We start from the raw sequence: 18,921 nt of genomic DNA, 5'->3' as shown, positions 1-18,921 counted from the left end.
TCACCGTCGGCTGAACCAGGGGTTCCCGCCGCAAGGGCGGGAATGACGGTTGATAGGGGTGTGCAGCCAGCCTCTACCGTCCAAGCTCCCCCGGCCGGTACGTCCGCTCCATGTGCCCCTTCAGCTCGTCCGGATAGAAGTAGACCGTCCGCAGATCCCCTCGTGGATACCGCTCGGCCTGATCGTTGAAGTGCCTGGAGGCCGGGTCGCCGCTCTCGCCGCCCGCCGACACCGCCAGGGCCTTCACCCGAGGGCCGAACTCGACCGCGGCCACGAAGCTGTTGCCGCTGGTCCCGTAGTACTTCTTCGTGCCCGGATAGCGCTTGGCCCCGAACGAGGCCAGCGAGCCCCACTGGCCCGAGGTGAAGGGCACGGCGATCGAGGGCTTGGCGTCGTCGAAGGTCTGGACGATGGCGCCGTCGTTGCGCTGGAAGCGGTTGATCCGGCCCCACGGCGTGCGCCAGTCGCCGAAGTCGGCCGCCAGGCGGTCCGAGGCCTCGGCCAGGGCCGCCAGCTTCTGGGCCGGCGTCGTGCGCTCGGCCATGTAGGCGTAGACCGACACGCCCTGCGCCTTGGCCGCCGCCGCCGACCTGGCCCACAGGGCCTCACCCCAGAACACCGCCAGCGAGGTCTCGGTCGAGCCCTCCGACCACTTCAGGTCCCAGCCCCTCAGCGCCGCCATCTGGTCGCCCAGCCGCGCTTTGACCGGGTCGCCGTCAGGCGTCCGGTCGTAGGCCTTGGACAGGGTCGGGACCAGGTCGGCGAAGGCGGTCAGGTAGGGATCGTAGGCCGCCTGGATCAGGGTCGGCAGGGTGAAGCCCTTGCGTGCGCTCAGCACCCGCGTGGCGTGGATCCCACGCGGCGTCTCGCCGACGCTGTCCATGTAGCGCGGGAAGTCGGCGGGCTTGGGACTGTAGGGCCCGGCCGCCGAATAGGGCCAGTTGTTGGTGTTCATCAGCCAGCCGTTGGGCGGATTCTTCAGATGCGGCGCCTCGGTCAGGGCGTGCAGGCCCTTCCAGTCGGTGGCCGGGTCCGCCCCGTCGACCGGGCGCGTATAGTCGAAGCGGTCGTCGCGGCGCGGGATGAACTGCGGGTGCAGATAGGCCACCTCGCCCTTGTCGTCGGCGAACAGGGTGTTGTTCGAGGAATTGGCCTTCAGCTCGGCTACCTTCAGGAAGCTTTGGTAGTCGGTCGCCTTGGTGCGCAGGAACGACTGCTCCAGCGCCTCGACCGGCCGGTACATCATCGCAAAGGCGATCCACTTGCCGCCCCCTTGGCCGTCCGCCGCCCGGACGATCGGACCGTGATGGGTGCGGTAGACGGTGAAGGTGCGGCGGGCCAGGGCGCCATCGGCGGCCTTGTAGGCGACCTCGACGGCCGACGTCGCCACCGGCCGGTCCTCGGCGCCGTACCGGTAGACCAGCGTGCCGTCCTTGCGGACGATGGTCTCGGCGAACTCGTCCACTACGTCGACGGTGCTGGAGGTATGCATCCAGCCGGCATGGGCGTTGAAGCCCTGGTAGATGAAGAACTGCCCCCAGGTCGCCGCGCCATAGGCGTTCAGCCCGGCGTCGCTGGTCATCTGCAGCTCGGAGCGGAAGAAGAACGAGGTGTGCGGGTTGATCAGCAGCAGGGCGTGGCCGTCCCGGGCGTTGGACGGGGCGATGGCGAAGCCGTTGGAGCCGGTGGGCTCGCGGAATTCCACCGCCTGGGCCAGTTCGCGGGCCCTGACCTGCTCCGAGGCCTGGAGCTGAGGCTTGCCGTAGAAGGCCTCCAGTTCGCCCAGCGAGATCCGCTCGACGTCGCCGCCGATGCTGCCCTCGGTGAAGCTCAGCGCCATCCACGGCTCGAACCGGGTGATGACCTTCGGCTTCACCTCCGGATGGGTCGCCAGGTAGAAGTTCAGCCCGCCGGCCCAGGCGTCCATCAAGGCCTTCAGCCAGACGGGGCTCGCCGCATAGCGAGCCTTGAGGTCGGCGGGATCGACGAACAGCCGCATCCGCAAGTCCTGCCAGACCGCGGCCTCGCCTTCCGCCTCGGCGGTGCGGCCCAGGGCGGTCAGGTAGTTGGCCTCGATGCGCGGGAAGTCGTCCTCGGCCTGGGCGTAGACCATGCCGAACACCGCGTCGGCGTCGCTCTTGCCGTGCACGTGGGCGATTCCCCAGTCGTCGCGCGTGATCTGGACCCGGGCGGCGACGGCGCGCTGCCGGGCCAGATCGCCAGCGGACGGGTCGGCCAGGGCGGGGACGCCGAGCGCCGCGCAGGCGGCCGACAGCAGCAACAGATTTCCGATCCGCAAGACGCATCCCCCCGATCCACCGACCAGACCGTCGGGCGCCGCCGGGACCTTGTCCAGGCCCGCGCGGGGAGTCAGGCGCGATCCGGCCCGCTTGGCGCGAAAGGTCGTCAGGAAATGTCGGAAAGGTCCTTGGTGGAGCCGAGGGGAATCGAACCCCTGACCTCCTCATTGCGAACGAGGCGCTCTACCATCTGAGCTACGGCCCCAAGGAAGCGCGGAGATACGTTGGGCCGGCGGCCTCGTCAAGCGTCGGGTTGGGTCTTCGGCGGGGTTCGCTTGCCAGGGCCGTCGCGGCGCGGCAAGAAGCGGTGTTATTGGACGGGAAGCTCATGGCCGGCATTATTCAATCCGTGTTTTTTATCCTCGGCGCTCTGCTGACGATGCTGTCTTGGGCGATCATCATTTCGGCCGTGCTGAGCTGGCTGGTGGCCTTCGACGTCATCAACCTGCGTAACCGCGCGGTCTATCAGATCAGCACCTTCCTCGACCGGGTGACCGGTCCCGTGCTGCGGCCGTTTCAGCGGATCATTCCGCCGTTGGGCGGCGTCGATATCAGCCCGATCGTCGTGCTGCTGATTATCACCGCCGTGCAGCGGTTCATCCTGCGGGACTTGGAAAACGCCCTTCTTCGGCTGGTCGGCTACTACTAGCGCCCAAATGTCCTCGACGATGCGTCTGGCCATCCGCCTCACCCCGCGCGGCGGGCGCGAGGCGGTCGACGGATGGGCCGTCGATGGCGACGGACGGCCCTATCTGAAGGTGCGTGTCGCGGCCCCGCCGGTCGAGGGCGCGGCCAACGCGGCCCTGATCGCCTTCCTGGCCAAGACCCTGGGCGTGTCCCGGTCGTCCGTGACCCTGGCGTCCGGCGCGGGAGCGCGGCTGAAGCTGATCGACGTCGTCGATTGCGACCCGTTGTCGCTGGAGCGCGCGCTGGGACGTCCGCCCCCGCCCCCAATTGCGACACACCCAAGCAAGATTTGATCGAAAATATCAGCTTGACCGCATGTCACGCGTCGAAAATGCCGCTGTGAGGAGGATCGGGAGAGATTTCGTCCCCTTCCGGCCGGAAAAGACGTGAACGAACCGGCGTTTTTCATCCCCTTTTAGCGACGATGTTTCATGCTATGGGCTCTAGGCGCGTGGCGGGGGCCGCGCGCGACGGGGGGCTGAGTGGGCGACGAACGGCATCGGTCGGGGGAGATGAGGGCCGCGCTCGCGCGGCGCGGCAATCTCTATCTGCGCGTCGCCGCCACGGTGATGATCGCCCTGATCCTGCACGTCTTCATGAACGCCAGCTGGACCTGGCTGTGGGTGGGGACCTATGCGGCGGCCCAGCTGGTCGAGTTGGTCCTGATCCGCCAGATGTTGCGCCAGCCTAGTCCCGGGCGGGCGCTGCGGCTGGCCGTGGCGGCCATGCCGGCGATCACCTCGACCATCTTCGGCTTCCTGTCGATTCCGCTGTTCGCCTCGAGCATCCGCTTCGCCCCCACCCTGGGCGGCCTGCTGCTGGCCGGGGCCTTGCTGAACGTCATCGTGGTCAATTCCAGCCTGAGGTCGGCGACGATCTCGGCGGCCGCCCCGCACGTGGCCTACCTGCTGATCGCGCCGTTCGTGGCCCGATGGGCCAATCCGGCCTCGGCCCTGGCCAGCGCCCTGTGGTTCGGGGTGCTGCTGCTGATCCTGTCGGTGTTCGTCGCCGCCCGCACCCTGGAACGGGCCCTGAACGCCGAAGCCGCCGCCAAGGAGGAGGCCGAGCGGCGCCGCCACGAGGCCGAGGAGGCCGTCGCCGCCAAGTCGGCCTTCGTGGCCATGATCAGTCACGAGCTGCGCACGCCGATCAGCGCCATCCTGGCCGGAGCGGCCCGCCTGCACAGCGACCTGCCCGACGCCGCCTCCAAGACCCACGCCCAGCTGATCGGCGACGCCGGCGCGATGATGCGCACCCTGCTCAACGACCTGCTGGACCTGTCGCGCCTGGACGCCGGGCGGATGGCGGTCGAGCAGGCGCCGTTCGACCTGCGCCAGGCCATGGCCGACACCCTGCGCCTGTGGCGTCCCGACGCCCAGAAGAAGGGCCTGCGGCTGCGGGTCGAGGGCGCCGCCAACCTGCCACGCTGGGTGGCCGGCGATACCCTGCGGCTGCGCCAAGTGCTCAACAACCTGCTGTCTAACGCCATCAAGTTCACCGGACAGGGCGCGGTCACCGTGCGGCTGGCGGCGCGCGAGGCCGGCGACGGCCTGATGTTCGAGGCCGTGGTCGCCGACACGGGCCAGGGCCTGACCGAGGAGCAGATGGCGCGGCTGTTCACGCCCTTCGATCAGTTGGCCGCCAATGTGGCGCGCGAACACGGCGGCTCGGGCCTGGGCCTGGTGATCAGCCGGGAACTGGCCCGATTGATGGGCGGCGACCTGACCGTGACCAGCAAACCCGGCAAGGGCTCGCGCTTCCGGCTTGAGGTCCGGCTTGAGGCCGCTCAGGCCCCGGACGCCCGGACCGGCGGCGCCGTCATCGATGGCGCCCGAGTGCTGGTGGTCGACGACCACGTGGTCAACCGCCGGGCCTTGGAGCTGGTGCTGCAGTCGTTCGGTATCCAGCCCACCCTGGCCGAGTCCGGCGAGCGGGCCCTGGAGCTGCTGCACTCGGAGGTGTTCGACGTCATGCTGATGGACGTCTACATGCCGGGCATGGACGGCCGCGACGCCACCCGTGAGCTGCGCGCGGCCGAGGGACCCAATCGCCACATTCCGGTGATCGCCGTCACCGCCTCGGCCACCGCCAAGGACTGGGAGGCCTGTCACGCGGCCGGCATGAACGCCCACGTCGCCAAGCCGATCGATCCCAGCCAGCTGCACGCGGCCCTGAGCGAGCTGCTGCCGGTCAGCGCGTCGAGGGCGGCGGCCTAGGCGGGGAGACTTGCCCCCTACGGACCGCTTTGCGGTCGTCTTCCCCCTGAGGGGAAGAGCTTCGCGCATCCGGCTCCGCCCCCTATGGGGGCGGACAGACCGCGCAGCGGTCAGGTGGGGGCAAGGAGGACGTCTCGTTGAGCAATCCGGCCACCCGCTCCTTCAACGCCGCCTGATCCTTCATCTCGCACTCCCAGACCGTCTCCACCCGCCAGCCAGCGGCGGCGAGGTCGGCGCGGTTGCGGGCGTCGCGCGCCATGTTCCGCGCCACCTTGGCCAGCCAGTAGTCGCGGTTGGCCTTGGGCACGCGCGACCCGCGGGCGCAGTCGTGGCCGTGCCAGAAGCAACCGTGGACGAAGATCGCCAGCCGCCGGCCCGGCATGGCCACGTCGGGCGAGCCGGGCAGGTCCTTGCGGTGCAGGCGGTAGCGCGCGCCCAAGCCGGTCAGCAGCCGGCGCAGCAGCAGCTCGGGCCTGGTGTCCTTGCTCTTGACCCGAGCCATCACGGCCGAGCGCTTGGCGGGGGTGAAGACGTCGGTCGCCTTCGAGGCGGATCCTGGCGGGGTCATGGTTTCGTAACGCCTGGGAACCGTCCCAGGCGCAGGGTTCCGGTCAGCAGCCGCGCCGCCACGTGCCGAACGCCCGGCAAACCCGACATCGGGGTGAACAGCCGGTCGCGCACCGCCGGCCAGAATCCGCCATGCGACTGAAACAGCGGCGTCAGGGCCCTGGACGCCACCTGGTAGAGGCCGGTATGGCGGCGGCGGTCGGCCTGCCAGGCCCGGATCGACACGGCGACCGGCCGCCGGTCGCGCCCCAGCCGTTCGGCCAACTCGACGGCGTCCATCAGGGCCAGGTTCGCGCCCTGCCCCAGCTGCGGGCTGGTGCCGTGGGCCGCGTCGCCCAGCAGGGTGCAGGCGCCCTGGCTCCAGCGGCCGACCGAGACGTCGCGATAGAGCGCCCGGGAGAAGCCCGCCCAGTCCCGGCGTTCGTCGAGCAGGGCGGCCAGGTCCGGCCAGAGCGGCTTCAGCCGCTGCTCGCGCCAGGCGGCGAAGTCGCCGGCCAGGAAGTGGTCCAGCCCGGCGACCGGCACGGACCAGAACATGGCCAGGCCGGTGGGCGACAGGCCGTCCGGGTCGTGACCGACCGGCAGGGCGCCGACCATCACCTCGGCCCGGTGATAGACCTGGCGCAGGGCCCCGCCGAAACGGTCGCCAGGGTCGGGCAGATGGGTCCAGACCGCGCCCCAGGGATAGACCGGCGCGCGGGCCCGGGGGCGAAGGCTCGCGCGCAGCGGCGAGGCCGAGCCGTCGGCGATCACCGCCAGGTCAAACGGGCCGAACACCCGGCCCTGGTCGTCGTGCAGGATCGGACGGGCGGGGGTCTCCACCCCGGTGATCCGGGCCCCGGTGACCACCTCGACGCCGGCCTCGGGCAGGGCGCCGTGCAGGGTCTGGAACAGCACGCCGCGATGGATGCCGACGCCGTGGGCGCCGGGCTTCCAGTCGTTGTAGTCCAGGTCCATGACCTTGCGGCCGCGGCTGTCCTTGCCCTCCAGCCGGTCCACCCGGGCGCCCAGGGCGCGAACCTGCTCGTCGAGCCGCAGCGCGCGCAGCGCCGCCAGGCCGGTCGGCTGGAGCAGCAGGCCCGAGCCCAGCGGTCGCGGGGCCTCGAAGGCCTCCAGCAGGGTGACGGCGTGACCGGCCCGCGCCAGGGCCAGGGCGGCGGCCATGCCGCCGACCCCGCAGCCGACTATGCCGACTCGCACGCCCCGATTGTCCCTGTCGACCGGCCTGGGATCAGAGCCCCTCGAACAGGGCGGTCGACAGGTAGCGCTCGGCGAAGCTGGGGATGATCGCCACCACCAGCTTGCCGGCATAGTCGTCGCGCATGGCCAGGTCGAAGGCGGCGGTCAGGGCCGCGCCCGAGCTGATGCCCACAGGCAGGCCCTCGGTGGAGGCCGCCTTGCGGGCCATGGCGAAGCTGTCGTCGTTCGACACCTGGATGATCTCGTCGATCACTCCGCGATCGAGGATGCCCGGCACGAAGCCGGCGCCGATACCCTGGATCTTGTGCGGGCCGGGCGCGCCGCCCGACAGCACGGCCGAGGCCTCCGGCTCGACGGCGACCATCTTCACCGACGGCTTGCGGGCTTTCAGCACTTGGCCAACGCCCGAGATGGTGCCGCCAGTGCCGACGCCCGAGACTACGGCGTCCACAGCCCCGGCCGTGTCGTTCCAGATCTCCTCGGCCGTCGAGACGCGGTGGATCAGCGGGTTGGCGGTGTTCTCGAACTGCTGGGGCATCACCGCGCCGGGGGTGGCCTCGATGATCTCCTGGGCCCGGGCGACGGCGCCGCGCATGCCCTTCTCGGCCGGCGTCAGCTCCAACTTGGCGCCCAGCAGCAGCAGCATCTTGCGGCGCTCGATCGACATGCTCTCGGGCATGACCAGGGTCAGCTTGTAGCCCTTGGCGGCGGCCACGAAGGCCAGGGCGATGCCGGTGTTGCCGCTGGTCGGCTCGACGATGGTGCCGCCCGGCTTCAGCAGGCCCTTGGCCTCCAGATATTCGACCATGGCCACGCCGATGCGGTCCTTGACCGAGGCCAGCGGGTTGAAGAATTCCAGCTTGGCCACGACCGTGCCCTTGGGCTTCAGCTCGGCGGTCAGGTTGGGCAGGCGGACCAGCGGGGTGTCGCCGACCGTGTCGAGGATCGAGTCGAAGATCTTGCCGCGTCCGGCGCGCTTGAACCGCGCGGCGTCGTAGATCGAGGAGGCGTCGTCCATGGAAAGTCTCGCTTGGTGTGGCGTTGGCGGCCTGGATTCAATTCACCTTAGGCCGGGGGTTCTGGCGTGTCAGCGGCTCATTCGGCGGCCAGCGGCGCAGTTTTCCTGAAGGCCAGCGGAGTCAGCAAGCCGTCGGCCAGCCAGCGCACCACCGGGGCGGCCACGCCGTCGCCGATCACATGCAGGCCAGCCGTGGCGCTGCGGGGCAGGCGGTAGGCGTCAGCCAGGCCCATCAACCGGGCCCCCTCGCGCGCGCTAAGCAGGCGCGAGCGCACCTGCCCCCTGTCGATCACCAGCAGGGTCTGGCGGGACGAGCCGCCGCGCGGGGTGCGCAGACAGCCGGCCAGGCCGTCGAACCGCACCTCGGCCCGCTGTTCGCCGCCGCGCATCCGCCGAAAGACCGCGCCGACCGCCCGCTCGCCGCTCTGGACCCGAACCTGGACGGCGGCGCGGTGGGCGGGGGCCATCAGGTCCAGCAGGGCGGCGGTCGCGGCGTCCGACCGCCAGGCGACCTGGTCATCAGGTTCGAGCAGGGCCGAAAGATCGGTGTTGCGGGCTGGCGGCGCGGCAAGACTCCACCAGATCCAGGCGGCGGTCAGGTCGGCCGGCAGACGGGCGTGGGCGTCGCGCACGGCGCGGGTCTGGAACGGACTGGAACCGGACAGCCCGTCCACCGGCAAGCGGGTGGCGATCACGAACACCCGCGGCCGCGATTGGGGGACGAAGCGGGCGGCGTCGATCTCCAGGGCGCCGAAGCGGTAGCCCTGCTCGGCCAGGGCCCGGCACAGGGCGGTGAAGTCGGCGCCGCCGTGCGAGGTCAGCAGGCCCACCACGTTCTCGACCACCACCGTGTCGGGGCCGCGCCCTTCGGCGGAGAGCGCCTCCATCAGCTTCCAGAACCCGAAGAAGGCCGAGGAGCGTCCGCCCTGCAGGCCGGCCCGGGCGCCGGCCAGGCTGAAGTCCTGGCAGGGGCTGGAAGCCCAGGCCAGGTCGGCCTGTCCCGGCAGGTCGGCCGGCGCGATCTTCCAGACGTCGCCCTGGTGGAAATGGCCCTCGCCGTTGGCGGCGCCCGCGTCGGCGAAGTTGGCGCGGTAGGTCGCGGCCTTGACCGGGTCGAAGTCGTTGGCGAACGCGCAGGTCCAGGCCTCGCCCAGCCCCAGGCGCGCCATCCCGCCGCCAGCGAAGAATTCGTAGAAGACAGGACCAGGCGCGGCGTTCCGATTCATCGCCTATGAGTCTAGCGTGAGCCGCCCCTGCGAGGATAGCGCCGCCATGCTCCGTTTCACGTTCCCCGGGCGCGTGGCCCTTCCCCCGGTCCTGGGCCTCGCCGCCACGCTCGCGGCCTGCCTCACGGCCTGTGGGGAGGCGCCCATGGGCGCGTCGGAGGGCGCGTCGACCGCGCCGGCCGACGCCCCGGCTTCGACGGCGCCGGGACCGGACTTTACCGGCGACTTCGAGCTGGTCGGGACCGAGCCGTTCTGGGGCGGCCGGATCGGCCCGGACGGACTGAGCCTGACGCGCGCGGGCGAGGCCGAGGTCCGCGCCGACAATCCAGGCGTCAAGGTCGAGGAGGGGGCCGGCGTGTGGCGCGCCGGCCCCCTGGTGCTCAAGCTGCGCGCCGAGCCCTGTTCGGACGGGATGTCGGACCGTCGATACGGCTATCGCGCCGAGGTCATGCTCAACGGTCTGACGTTAAGGGGATGCGCCGCCAGGCCGGAAGAACCGCCGACCTAGCCTGGACCTCAGTAGGCCGTGCGCTGCAGCGGCACCACGACGGCGGTCGAGACCAGGATCCAGATGTCCTGCAGGATCGACCAGCTCTCGATGTAGTGGTTGTCGAACCGGATGCGTTGCTCCATGTCGGCGACCGTCTCGGTCTCGCCGCGGAAACCCTTGACCTGCGACAGGCCGGTGATGCCCGGGCGGGTGCGGAAGCGCTTGTGATAGTCGGCGATGTGGGCGCCGTAATATTCGTCGTGAGCCAGGGCGTGAGGGCGCGGGCCGACCAGCGACATGTCCCCTTTCAGCACATTGAGGAGTTGCGGCAGTTCGTCGAGGCTGGACCGGCGCAGGAAACGGCCCACCCGGGTGACCCGGCTGTCGTTGCGGGTGGCCTGCTTGACGACATCGCCGTCGTCGGCGACCGTCATCGAGCGGAACTTGTAGACGCGGAACGGCACGCCGTTCAGACCCGTCCGTCTTTGCACGAACAGGACCGGCCCGCGGCTGTCGAGCTTGACGGCCAGCGCGATCAGCAGAAGCGTCGGGGCCAGGAAGATCAGCAGCCCCAGAGAACCGGCGAGGTCGAGGAAACGCTTCTGAAGGCTATAGGCGGGGCCCGTGCGAGACGCGCGCGGCTGCTCCAGACCCGTAATGGCGTACCCCTGTTCCATATCAGACCTCATCCGTCCTTCGTGCCGGGCCGATGGAATAACGCCCTCGGAATCGTCCCTAGCAAGGGTCACGCCACTCAACTTTCCAAGCTCAGCCATTGCGAACGGCGGCTTGTTCGAGAGCTTTGTTGAGATTGTTTCTTGGTCCACAATGAGATCCCATTAACAATCCAGAAGCCATAAGGGAACACGCGAAAGCTCTTTTTTGCGATCTGGTTGTTCAAACGACAGGCACGGCATATTTTTTCGTCACAACGTCAGATCGTTTTGACACTCGTTCGTCGCTTCCCCGAACGGACCAGATTCTTGAGACACCAAACTAGTGTCTCGAATTGGGCCGTGCAGCCCCGTATTGAAAATTTCATGCTGCTCGCTGTGGACGGGAACCGTGATGCTTAGCGCCACCATGAGATCTGGGGAGTGGGGAGCCAGGGTGGCCGGCGCGTCGAAGGTCTTCAGACCTTCGGGACCAGGCCCCTTCCCGGTGGCGCTGATCCTGCACGGCTGCGGCGGCAAGACGCCGTTCCTGGAGGTCTACGCCCGGGTCGCGGTCGAGGCCGGCTGGGCGGCGGTGGTGGTCGACAGCTTCGCGCCCCGGGGGATCTCACCCTTGCGCGCCAAGCTGACAGTCTGCACGGGAACCGCGCTTCGAGGCCTCGAGCGATCGGCCGACATCTTCGCCATGCTGGCTTGGCTGGAGGACCAGCCTTGGGCCGACGCCGAGCGCGTGTTCCTGGCCGGCTGGAGTCATGGCGGCTGGGCGATCATGGACGGCTATGCGATCGGCCCTAACGCCGCCCGGGCCACCGGCGTCGTCGACGCCGATCCGCTGAAGCTGCGCGCCCGGGTCAAGGGCGCCTTGCTGGTCTATCCGTACGCGGCCTATCCGTCCCTGACGTCCAGCCAGGGGTGGGGCGACCTCCAAGGGACCGGGGACCTCAAGGTGTTCTCCGTGGTGGCGGGCAAGGATCAGGTGGTCGGCTGGAAATATCCGCAGAAGGCGCTCGAACGCCTCAAGCGCGACGGCCTGGCGGTCGATACCGCCTTCTATCCGGACGCCACCCACGCCTTCGACGACGATCGCGCCAACGATCCGCGCGCCCGGTACCGACCTGACCTCTTCGCCCGAACGCAGGACTATTTCGCCCAGGCCCTGGCGGTGGCGGTCGCCGGCTGAACTCGCCCTTGACGCGCATCGCTCCCGTGAAGATTGTGCGCCTCGGATTTGTATGCCAGGGTCGCGCCACCTAGCGGGAGGCCTTCCATGAAGCTGGCGCTGTTCGCGCGAGCCGCGCTCGCCCTGACCCTCGTCCTGGCGCCCGTCGCCTGCGCGCCGGTGGCGCCGCCGCCCAACCCCGCCGCCCAGGTCACCGCCGCCAGCCTGAAGGCCCAGACCCTATCGCTGCTGGACGTGGCCGCAGACCCCTACGCCAACCACGCCGCCGAGGTGGACGCCCTGACCGCCCGGATCGACGCGGCGGCCAGCGCCGCGGCGGCCGATCCGCTCAATACCTTCTCGGCGCGGCAGTGGGCCGTGCTGCGCGACCCCGGCCGGGCGCTCTATGGCGGCGCGATCGCGCTGTGGCGCAGCCAGGGCGCGCTGAGCCCGGCCTTTCGCGACCAGAAGAAGATCCAGATCGGCCGGGCGTTCGACTACATCCTCTGCCTGGAGGCCAACAAGCGGCAGGCCATGGCCTGCGGCCAGATCGAGGAAGGCGGCGCGTCATGAGCCAGTTCGACGACTTCCTGGCGGCCGCCAAGGCCAACCTCTCGGTGCTGGGTAAGGACAGCTTCGAGGGCTATTCCGACCAGGTGAAGGCCCTGGCCCAGGACGCCCTCGACAAGGCCAAGGCCAACCTGGCGCTCTGGACCGGGCTGCTGGCGGCCGGCCAGCTGAGCCAGGCCGAGTTCAGGAACCTGGTGCAGGGCGAGACCGACCTGACCGAGATCGCCGGCTACACCGCCGCCGGGGTGAGCCAGGCCGAGGCCCAGCGGCTGCGCGACGCGGTGACCCTGGCCGTGATCAATACGGCGCTGGACACCTTCCTCAACGCCAAGCCGGCGCACTGATCGCCCTGGTTCACGCCGCGATCGGCGCCGTACGGTGCTCGCGGCGCAGCGGCATGGGGCCGCGATAGGCCAGCCGCCACAGCCACTCCAGCGGCCCCATGGTGAAGCGGGCCATCCACCAGCGCGACCACAGGACCTGCAGCAGCCAGATCACGGCCACGGCCACGGCCAGGAACGGGCGGTCGACCTTGCCGTACAGCGCCGGACCACGACCGCCGTAGAGCAGCACCGTCATTAGGATCGACTGGGTCAGATAGTTGGTGAAGGCCATCTGCCCCACCGGCGCCAGCACCGCCGGGATCGCCATCCAGAACCGAGTGCGCGCGGCCATCACCATCAGCCCCACATAGCTCAGGCTGACCACGGGGGCCGTGGCGCTCTGCAGCCAGCGGGCCAGAGCACGAGACGGCCAGGGATGGCTGGGCAGCAGCATGTAGGTCGTCTCGGCCATGGCGACGATCGCCAGGGCGCCCAGGCCGGCGGCGATCAGCCCTTGATACACCCCCGTCGAAGCCTTGCCGCTCAGGACGCCCAGCTTGTAGAGGCCCATGCCGATCAGCATCAGCGACAGCACCAGCAGCGGCCAGGCCGGAGGCCACTGGGTGAAGGAGCCGAACACGTAGTCCCAATAGTCCTTGGCGTTCTGGACGAAGGACTGGGCGAAGCTTCCGGCGTACTGGGCGCTGTCCGCATGGACCTGGGCCAGGAACTTGGCCATGGCGGCCGGCGGTGGGTCGCCGCCGCCCTGGGCCGCATGCTTGAACAGGTTCCAGGCGCCCCAGGCCGAGAGCGCCAGGTGCAGACCAATCCCCGCCTGCAGCAGGCGCTTGGCCGACCACGAACGGGCCCACATCGCCAGAAGTCCGACGATCGCATAGGTGTTGAGCACATCGCCCTGCCAGATCACCAGCCCGTGGAAGAGGCCGATGGCCAACAGGCTGACCAGGCGCAGGATCAGGATCCTCCGGCGCTCGCCGGCGTCCGGCCCCGCCCCGCCCTCGCCGCCCACCAGCAGGATCGAGGCGCCGAACAGCATGGCGAACATCGAATAGAACTTCTGCTGGAAGAAGACCTGGGTGACCCACCAGACGGCGACGGAGGCCGGGGCCATGCCGAGCGGCCACAGGGTCAGGCTGGTGGCCACGGCGTGGGGCTCGGCCGAGATCGGGATGTTGCACAGGAGGATGCCCAGCACCGCCAGGCCCCGCAAGGAGTCCAGCAGAACGATACGATCCTTGACCATCCATGCCCCCGAAACGCCACGCTTGCGCCGACCGATGCGATCCTGGACCGTCTCCGCGCGAACGACAACCCTGGGTTAGGCGGGCCGTATCGGGGACACGCCACGCGCATGGCCCCGTCGCCTGACGTCAGCCCGCCGTCGCCAGGCCTCTCAGAGCCGCATTGGCGATCGTCAGCTTGGCGAAGGTCCAGCCGCCGCCGGCCTGCTCGATGTCCTCGACCGTCCGCTTGGCGGCCCGGACGGTTTCGGCGCGCAGGGCGCCCCATGAGCTGACCGCCGCCTTAGCCGAGGCCTCGTCGTCGCCGGCCTGGGCGTTGGCGGCGAACTTCAGCACCGCCTGGGTGATCGCCGTCTGCTCGGCGAGCATGTCCTCGATCAGCCGGCGCACGGCCAGGCGCTCGAAGGCGTCGCCGCCCACGAACGAACCGGCCGCCGAGCGCAGACGGTCGAAGCCGAACGCCGCGCCGACCTGATGGTAGAGGCGAGCCACGTTTTGCACCGGCCAGCTGGAGGCGTTGCCCAGGTCGACCAGGTCGGCCGCCGTGGTCATGGGCTGCAGCGCGGCGACCGCCTGGGCCAAGGCCTCCGGCGCGCCGTCGGCCACATAGGCCTTAGCTCGCTTGGCGGCCGCCTTCTGTTCGAACGGCGAGAGGATCGTGGTCCCCAGGGCTGACAACGCCTTGACCGACGGCCCATAGGCCTCGACCGGCGCCTTGACCGTCGACTTGTCCTTGAACGCCCGTCGGGCCAGCCAGAAGGTCAGGCTGCGCAGGGCGTAGGCCAGGGCCTTGTACAGAGCCAGCTGACCGCCGGCCGAGGCCTTGCCGTCCAGGGCCGAGACCTGGTCCCACAGGGCGTCGACGCCGAGGATCTCCCGCGCCGCGGCGAAGGCGATGACCAGGGCCGTGGTGTCGCAGGCCGCCGCGGCGCGCAGACGGCTCGGGAACGTCGGGCCGCACATGTTGATCATCTGGTTGTCGAGCACCGTGGCGATGATCTCGCGCCTCAGGCGATGCTGCTGCATGGCGTCGCCGTATTGGCTAAGGGCCGGCGGGAAGTAGCCCTTCAGCGTCGCCTCGAACCAGGGATCGTCCGGCGCCTGGGAGGCGACGATGTCGTCGAACAGGTCGATCTTGCCATAGGCCAGCAGCACCGCCATTTCCGGCCGGGTCAGGCCCTTGCCGGCCTGGGCGCGTTCGGTCAGCGCCGCCGCCTCCGGCAGGCCCTCGACCTTGCGGTCCAGCCGCCCCTTGGCCTCCAGCTCGGCCATGAACCGGGCATGGGACTCGACCTCGGAGACCGCATCGCTCTCCATCAGCGACAGGGCCAGGGTCTGGTCGTAGTTGTCGGCCAGCACGTGGCCGGCCACGTCGTCGGTCATGGTCGGCAGCAGCCGGTTGCGGGCGTCGCGGTCCAACTTGCCGCCGCGCTCCAGGATCCCGGTCAGGATCTTGATATTGACCTCGTGGTCGGAGCTGTCGACGCCGGCCGAGTTGTCGATGGCGTCGGTGTTCAGGCGGCCGCCCAGTTGCGCGAACTCGATGCGCCCCGCCTGGGTCAGGCCCAGGTTGGCGCCCTCGCCCACCACCTTGACCCGCAGGTCGGCGCCGTTGACGCGGATGGCGTCGTTGGCCTTGTCGCCGGCCTCGGCCTGGCTTTCGCCCCTGGCCTTCACATAGGTGCCGATGCCGCCGAGATAGAGCAGCTCGGCCTTGGACTTGAGGATCGCGGTCAGCAGCTCGGCCGGGGTGACCGTCTCGGCCTTGATCTCGAACAGGGCCCGCACCTCCGGCGACAGCGGGATGGTCTTGAGCGAGCGGGCGAAGACCCCGCCGCCCTTGGAGATCAGGCTCTTGTCGTAGTCGTCCCAGGACGAGCGCGGCAGCTTGAACATCCGGTCGCGCTCGGCCCACGACTTGGCCGGATCCGGATCGGGATCCAGGAAGATGTGGCGATGGTCGAAGGCGGCCAGCAGGCGGGTCTGCTTGGACAGCAGCATGCCGTTGCCGAACACGTCGCCGCTCATGTCGCCGACGCCGACGGCGGTGAACGGCTCGGTCTGGATGTCCTTGCCCAGCTCGCGGAAGTGGCGCTTGACCGCTTCCCAGGCGCCGCGGGCGGTGATGCCCATCACCTTGTGATCGTAGCCGACCGAGCCGCCCGAGGCGAAGGCGTCGCCCAGCCAGAACCCGTAGTCCTCGGCCACGCCATTGGCGATGTCGGAGAAGGTGGCCGTACCCTTGTCGGCCGCGACGACCAGGTAGGGATCTTCGGCGTCATGGACGACCACCCCGGCCGGCGGCACGATCCGGTTGTCGGCGTCGATGTTGTCGGTGATGTCCAGCAGGCCCGACAGGAAGGTCTTGTAGGCGCGGATCGCCTCGGCCTGGATGGCGTCGCGGTCGCCGCCGCGCGGCAGGTTCTTCGGATAGAAGCCGCCCTTGGAGCCGACCGGCACGATGACCGCGTTCTTGACCTGCTGGGCCTTGACCAGGCCCAGCACCTCGGTGCGGAAGTCGTCGCGGCGATCAGACCAGCGCAGGCCGCCCCGCGCGACCGGCCCGAACCGCAGGTGCACGCCCTCGACATGCGGGGCCGAGACGTAGATCTCGCGATAGGGCTTGGGGGCCGGCAGGTCCTCCAGCTCGCGCGAGGCGATCTTGTAGCTGATGTAGGGCTTGGGCTCGCCGTCGGGGCCGAGCTGGAAGAAGTTGGTCCGCTGGGTGGCGCCGATCAGGGCGGCGATGCGGCGCAGGACCCGGTCGGCGTCCAGGCTCTCGACCGCCTGCAGGGCCTCGTTGATGCTGGCCTCCACCGCCTTGGCCTGCTCGCGGCGAGCGGCGAGGTCGGCGTGCACGGCCGGGTCGAACTTGATGCGAAACAGGTCGAGGATCAGGCGAGTGACGCCCGGGTTGTCCGACAGGGCCTGCTCCTGTACGCCCTGGCTGGGATCCAGGCCCGTCTGCTGGCGATAGCGGGCCAGGGCGCGGACCAGGGCGGCCTCGCGCCAGCCGACGCCCAGTTCCAGCACCAGCCGATTGAAGCCGTCGCTCTCGGCGCGGCCCGTCCAGATGGCGACGAAGGCGGCCTCGAAGGCGGCCTTGACGTCGTCGAACGACAGGTGCTCGCCGCGCTCGTCGCGCAGGGTGAACTCGTGGACCCAGACCTTGGCGTGGGCGTCGCCGGCCGGCGTCAGCTTGAACCCGTCCTCGATCAGCGCCTTCAGGCCCATGTGCTCGAGGATCGGCAACACGTCGGCGAGGGGCGCGGCGGCGCCGGGGCGATAGAGCTTGAAGCGGAAGGTCAGCTTGTCGTCGTCGGCCAGGCGGAAGGCGCGGACCCGCACCGCCTCGTCGGCGCCCAGGTCGTCGACCACGGCCAGGTCGGCCAGGGCCTCGGCCGCGTCGTACTGGTCGCGATAGCCGGGCGGAAAGGCGTTCTGCCAGCGAGCCAGGGTTTCCACGACCCGCCCGGGCGCACCGCCGTCGCGCACGGCGGCCTCGAAGCGGTCGTCCCAGGTGCGGGCGGTCTCAGCCACGGCGGCTTCCAGCGTCGCCAGGTCCGGATCGCCGTGCTTGCCCGGCGTCACGCCCAGGACGTAGTGCACGCGGGCCAGGGGCGCGTCGGAGAAGCTCGGATAGTAGGCGCTGACCCGGCCATCGAAGGCCGCGGCCAGGATCTTGCCGGCCCGCTCGCGCACGCCGCTGTCGTAGCGCTCACGCGGCACGAACATCAGCACCGAGACGAAGCGGTCGAACGGGTCCTTGCGGGCGAACAGCCGCACCCGAGGGCGGTCGTAGAGGTGCAGCACCCCCATGGCCATCGACAGCAGCTCGTCCTCGGAAATCTGGAACAGCTCGTCGCGCGGCCAGGTCTCCAGAATGTTGCGCAGGCGCTTGCCGCTGTGGCCTTCAGGATCCTTGCCGGCCTCCTTGAGCACGTGCTCGACCTTGCGGCGGATCACCGGCACCTCGTGGGCGGGCGTCTCGTAGGCTTCGGCGGTGAACAGGCCCACGAACCGGACCTCGCCCGACGGCTTGCCGTCGGCGCCGTACCGGCGCACGCCCACATAGTCCATGTAGCCGCGGCGATGGACCTTTGAGCGCAGGTTGGACTTGGCCACCACCAGGGGGGCGCCCAGCAGCAGGTGGTCGCGGACCTGGGGCGACAGAATCGCCGGCTCGCTGCCCCGCCGCAGCACCGTCAGGGTCTGGTCGCGCAGCACGCCCAGGCTGCCCTCGGGCTGGTACAGCGGCTCCTCGGCCGCATAGCCGCCCTCGGCCGTACGGGGATAGTCGTAGACCCGCGCCCCCAGGAACACGAAGCGATCGCCCTCCAGCCAGTCGAGGAAGGCCAGGCCCTCGTCGCGCTCGCCTTCGGGGATCGGGGCCGTCGAAGCGCGCAGCTCTTCGATCGAGCGGCGGATCAGGGCCTTCATGGCGTCGAAGTCGTCGACCGCCAGCTGGACGTCGGCCAGGGCCTCGCGAACGGCGCCGACCAGGGCGGCCTCGCGGTCCTCGCCCACCGGGGCCAGATAGACCTGGATCATCGACCGCCGGCCGGCAGGGGTGTCGATCACCGGGTGGAACATGGCCCGAACCGAAAAGCCGTGCTCGGCGACGGCGCCCATGATGCTGTCGACCAGGAACGGGCGGTCGGGCTGGACGATTTCCAGCAGGTCGCTCTTCAGGTCGGTCCCGTCGGCCCGGCGCGCGGGGCGGACGCGGATGGACAGCGGATCCGTCGCCGTCTCGCCGAAGGTCCAGAATTCCGTCAGGGCGTGGGCGACGTCGGCCGGATCGAAGCCCGGCAGCTCCTCGGCCGACCAGTCCTCCTGGACCTGGGCGGCGAACCGGGTCTGCGCCTCGGTCAGCGCCTCCTGCCCCAGCGCCGCGCCGAAGACCCGGATCAAGCCTTCCGGCTGAGCGGCGGTCGCCTTGGGGTCAAGTTTTTCACCGACCATGGGATTTCCTCGCGAATTTTTGGCGACAACCTAGCCCTTTCGGGCCCGGTTTCAACCGTAGCTCGGGAAAAGCACAGAATATCTTACCGAAGGATCTCCCACCGGCCGCGGACGCGGAAGCGCCGCCGGTTGGGGGGAACCGGCGGCGCGGGCCCGCCGGGGGGGAGGCGGGCGAGTCCGCATTGGACGCTCCAGAAAATCGGTCTGCGTCGCGCGGGGTCGGCATGGGGGGCTGCCGACAGGACCTAGATAGGAAGGTCATTC

General features: G+C 69.9%; 15 protein-coding genes and 1 tRNA gene. 7 read left to right on the top strand and 9 right to left on the bottom strand.

Going from position 1 to position 18,921, the window contains the following annotated elements; genetic code table 11:
* Positions 1 to 73 precede the first annotated feature (73 nt).
* Both G3M57_RS01420 and G3M57_RS01415 read right to left on the bottom strand, forming a co-directional pair.
* Positions 74 to 2,299 carry a penicillin acylase family protein gene (locus tag G3M57_RS01420; RefSeq protein ID WP_230983746.1) on the bottom strand — a complete coding sequence of 742 codons (2,226 nt, stop codon included), beginning with the start codon at positions 2,297 to 2,299 and terminating at the stop codon, positions 74 to 76.
* 130 nt (positions 2,300 to 2,429) lie between these two features.
* Positions 2,430 to 2,505, bottom strand: a tRNA-Ala gene (locus G3M57_RS01415).
* A gap of 123 nt (positions 2,506 to 2,628) precedes the next feature.
* Here G3M57_RS01415 and G3M57_RS01410 point away from each other — a divergent pair.
* The 3 genes from G3M57_RS01410 (at position 2,629) to G3M57_RS01400 (ending at position 5,203) form a co-directional block, all read left to right on the top strand.
* The gene (locus tag G3M57_RS01410; protein WP_163228476.1) at positions 2,629 to 2,949 is read left to right on the top strand and encodes a YggT family protein; all 321 of its coding nucleotides are present in this window, start codon (positions 2,629 to 2,631) and stop codon (positions 2,947 to 2,949) included.
* 19 nt (positions 2,950 to 2,968) lie between these two features.
* Entirely contained in the window at positions 2,969 to 3,280 is a 312-nt protein-coding gene (locus G3M57_RS01405; RefSeq protein ID WP_163233623.1) for a DUF167 family protein, read from the top strand.
* A gap of 219 nt (positions 3,281 to 3,499) precedes the next feature.
* Positions 3,500 to 5,203, top strand: coding sequence for an ATP-binding protein (locus G3M57_RS01400; RefSeq protein WP_163228475.1), 1,704 nt, complete (start codon positions 3,500 to 3,502; stop codon positions 5,201 to 5,203).
* Positions 5,204 to 5,285: 82 nt separating this feature from the next.
* Here the strand turns inward: G3M57_RS01400 and G3M57_RS01395 are convergent, their stop codons facing one another.
* The 4 genes from G3M57_RS01395 to G3M57_RS01380 form a co-directional block, all read right to left on the bottom strand.
* On the bottom strand, positions 5,286 to 5,771 hold the full coding sequence (locus tag G3M57_RS01395) for a very short patch repair endonuclease (protein ID WP_163228474.1): 486 nt from the start codon (positions 5,769 to 5,771) through the stop codon (positions 5,286 to 5,288).
* A complete protein-coding gene (locus G3M57_RS01390; RefSeq protein WP_163228473.1) occupies positions 5,768 to 6,970 on the bottom strand; it encodes an FAD-dependent oxidoreductase in 1,203 nt (400 codons plus the stop codon). The genes G3M57_RS01395 and G3M57_RS01390 overlap by 4 nt, the downstream gene beginning before the upstream one ends.
* Positions 6,971 to 7,001: 31 nt before the next feature.
* Positions 7,002 to 7,988: a cysteine synthase A gene (cysK, locus tag G3M57_RS01385; protein WP_056762261.1), complete on the bottom strand. Its 987-nt coding sequence runs from the start codon at positions 7,986 to 7,988 to the stop codon at positions 7,002 to 7,004.
* Between the two features lie 77 nt (positions 7,989 to 8,065).
* Complete coding sequence (locus tag G3M57_RS01380) at positions 8,066 to 9,214, bottom strand: DNA cytosine methyltransferase (RefSeq protein ID WP_163228472.1); 1,149 nt, start codon at positions 9,212 to 9,214, stop codon at positions 8,066 to 8,068.
* A gap of 46 nt (positions 9,215 to 9,260) precedes the next feature.
* On the opposite strand from G3M57_RS01380, the gene G3M57_RS01375 reads away from it, so the two are divergent.
* Entirely contained in the window at positions 9,261 to 9,722 is a 462-nt protein-coding gene (locus G3M57_RS01375) for a COG3650 family protein (RefSeq protein ID WP_163228471.1), read from the top strand.
* Between the two features lie 8 nt (positions 9,723 to 9,730).
* On the opposite strand, the gene G3M57_RS01370 is transcribed toward G3M57_RS01375, so the two are convergent.
* On the bottom strand, positions 9,731 to 10,381 hold the full coding sequence (locus tag G3M57_RS01370; protein WP_082564791.1) for an exopolysaccharide biosynthesis polyprenyl glycosylphosphotransferase: 651 nt from the start codon (positions 10,379 to 10,381) through the stop codon (positions 9,731 to 9,733).
* 406 nt (positions 10,382 to 10,787) lie between these two features.
* Here G3M57_RS01370 and G3M57_RS01365 point away from each other — a divergent pair, with 406 nt between their 5' ends.
* The 3 genes from G3M57_RS01365 to G3M57_RS01355 all read left to right on the top strand — a co-directional run bounded on the left by G3M57_RS01365 (position 10,788) and on the right by G3M57_RS01355 (position 12,451).
* Entirely contained in the window at positions 10,788 to 11,558 is a 771-nt protein-coding gene (locus tag G3M57_RS01365) for a dienelactone hydrolase family protein (protein WP_163233622.1), read from the top strand.
* A gap of 87 nt (positions 11,559 to 11,645) precedes the next feature.
* Entirely contained in the window at positions 11,646 to 12,110 is a 465-nt protein-coding gene (locus G3M57_RS01360) for a hypothetical protein (protein ID WP_163228469.1), read from the top strand.
* Positions 12,107 to 12,451, top strand: coding sequence for a hypothetical protein (locus G3M57_RS01355; protein WP_163228468.1), 345 nt, complete (start codon positions 12,107 to 12,109; stop codon positions 12,449 to 12,451). Before G3M57_RS01360 ends, G3M57_RS01355 begins: the two co-directional genes overlap by 4 nt.
* Positions 12,452 to 12,461: 10 nt before the next feature.
* Here the strand turns inward: G3M57_RS01355 and G3M57_RS01350 are convergent, their stop codons facing one another.
* Together G3M57_RS01350 and G3M57_RS01345 are read right to left on the bottom strand one after the other, a co-directional pair.
* Positions 12,462 to 13,694, bottom strand: coding sequence for a DUF418 domain-containing protein (locus G3M57_RS01350; RefSeq protein ID WP_163228467.1), 1,233 nt, complete (start codon positions 13,692 to 13,694; stop codon positions 12,462 to 12,464).
* Positions 13,695 to 13,821: 127 nt separating this feature from the next.
* On the bottom strand, positions 13,822 to 18,657 hold the full coding sequence (locus G3M57_RS01345) for an NAD-glutamate dehydrogenase (protein ID WP_163228466.1): 4,836 nt from the start codon (positions 18,655 to 18,657) through the stop codon (positions 13,822 to 13,824).
* Positions 18,658 to 18,921 lie beyond the last annotated feature (264 nt).

Origin of the sequence: Caulobacter rhizosphaerae (assembly GCF_010977555.1) — a bacterium.
GTDB classification, from domain to species: domain Bacteria; phylum Pseudomonadota; class Alphaproteobacteria; order Caulobacterales; family Caulobacteraceae; genus Caulobacter; species Caulobacter rhizosphaerae.
The sequence above is the reverse complement of the archived record's forward strand: the minus strand, read 5'-3'. Positions and strand labels throughout refer to the sequence as shown.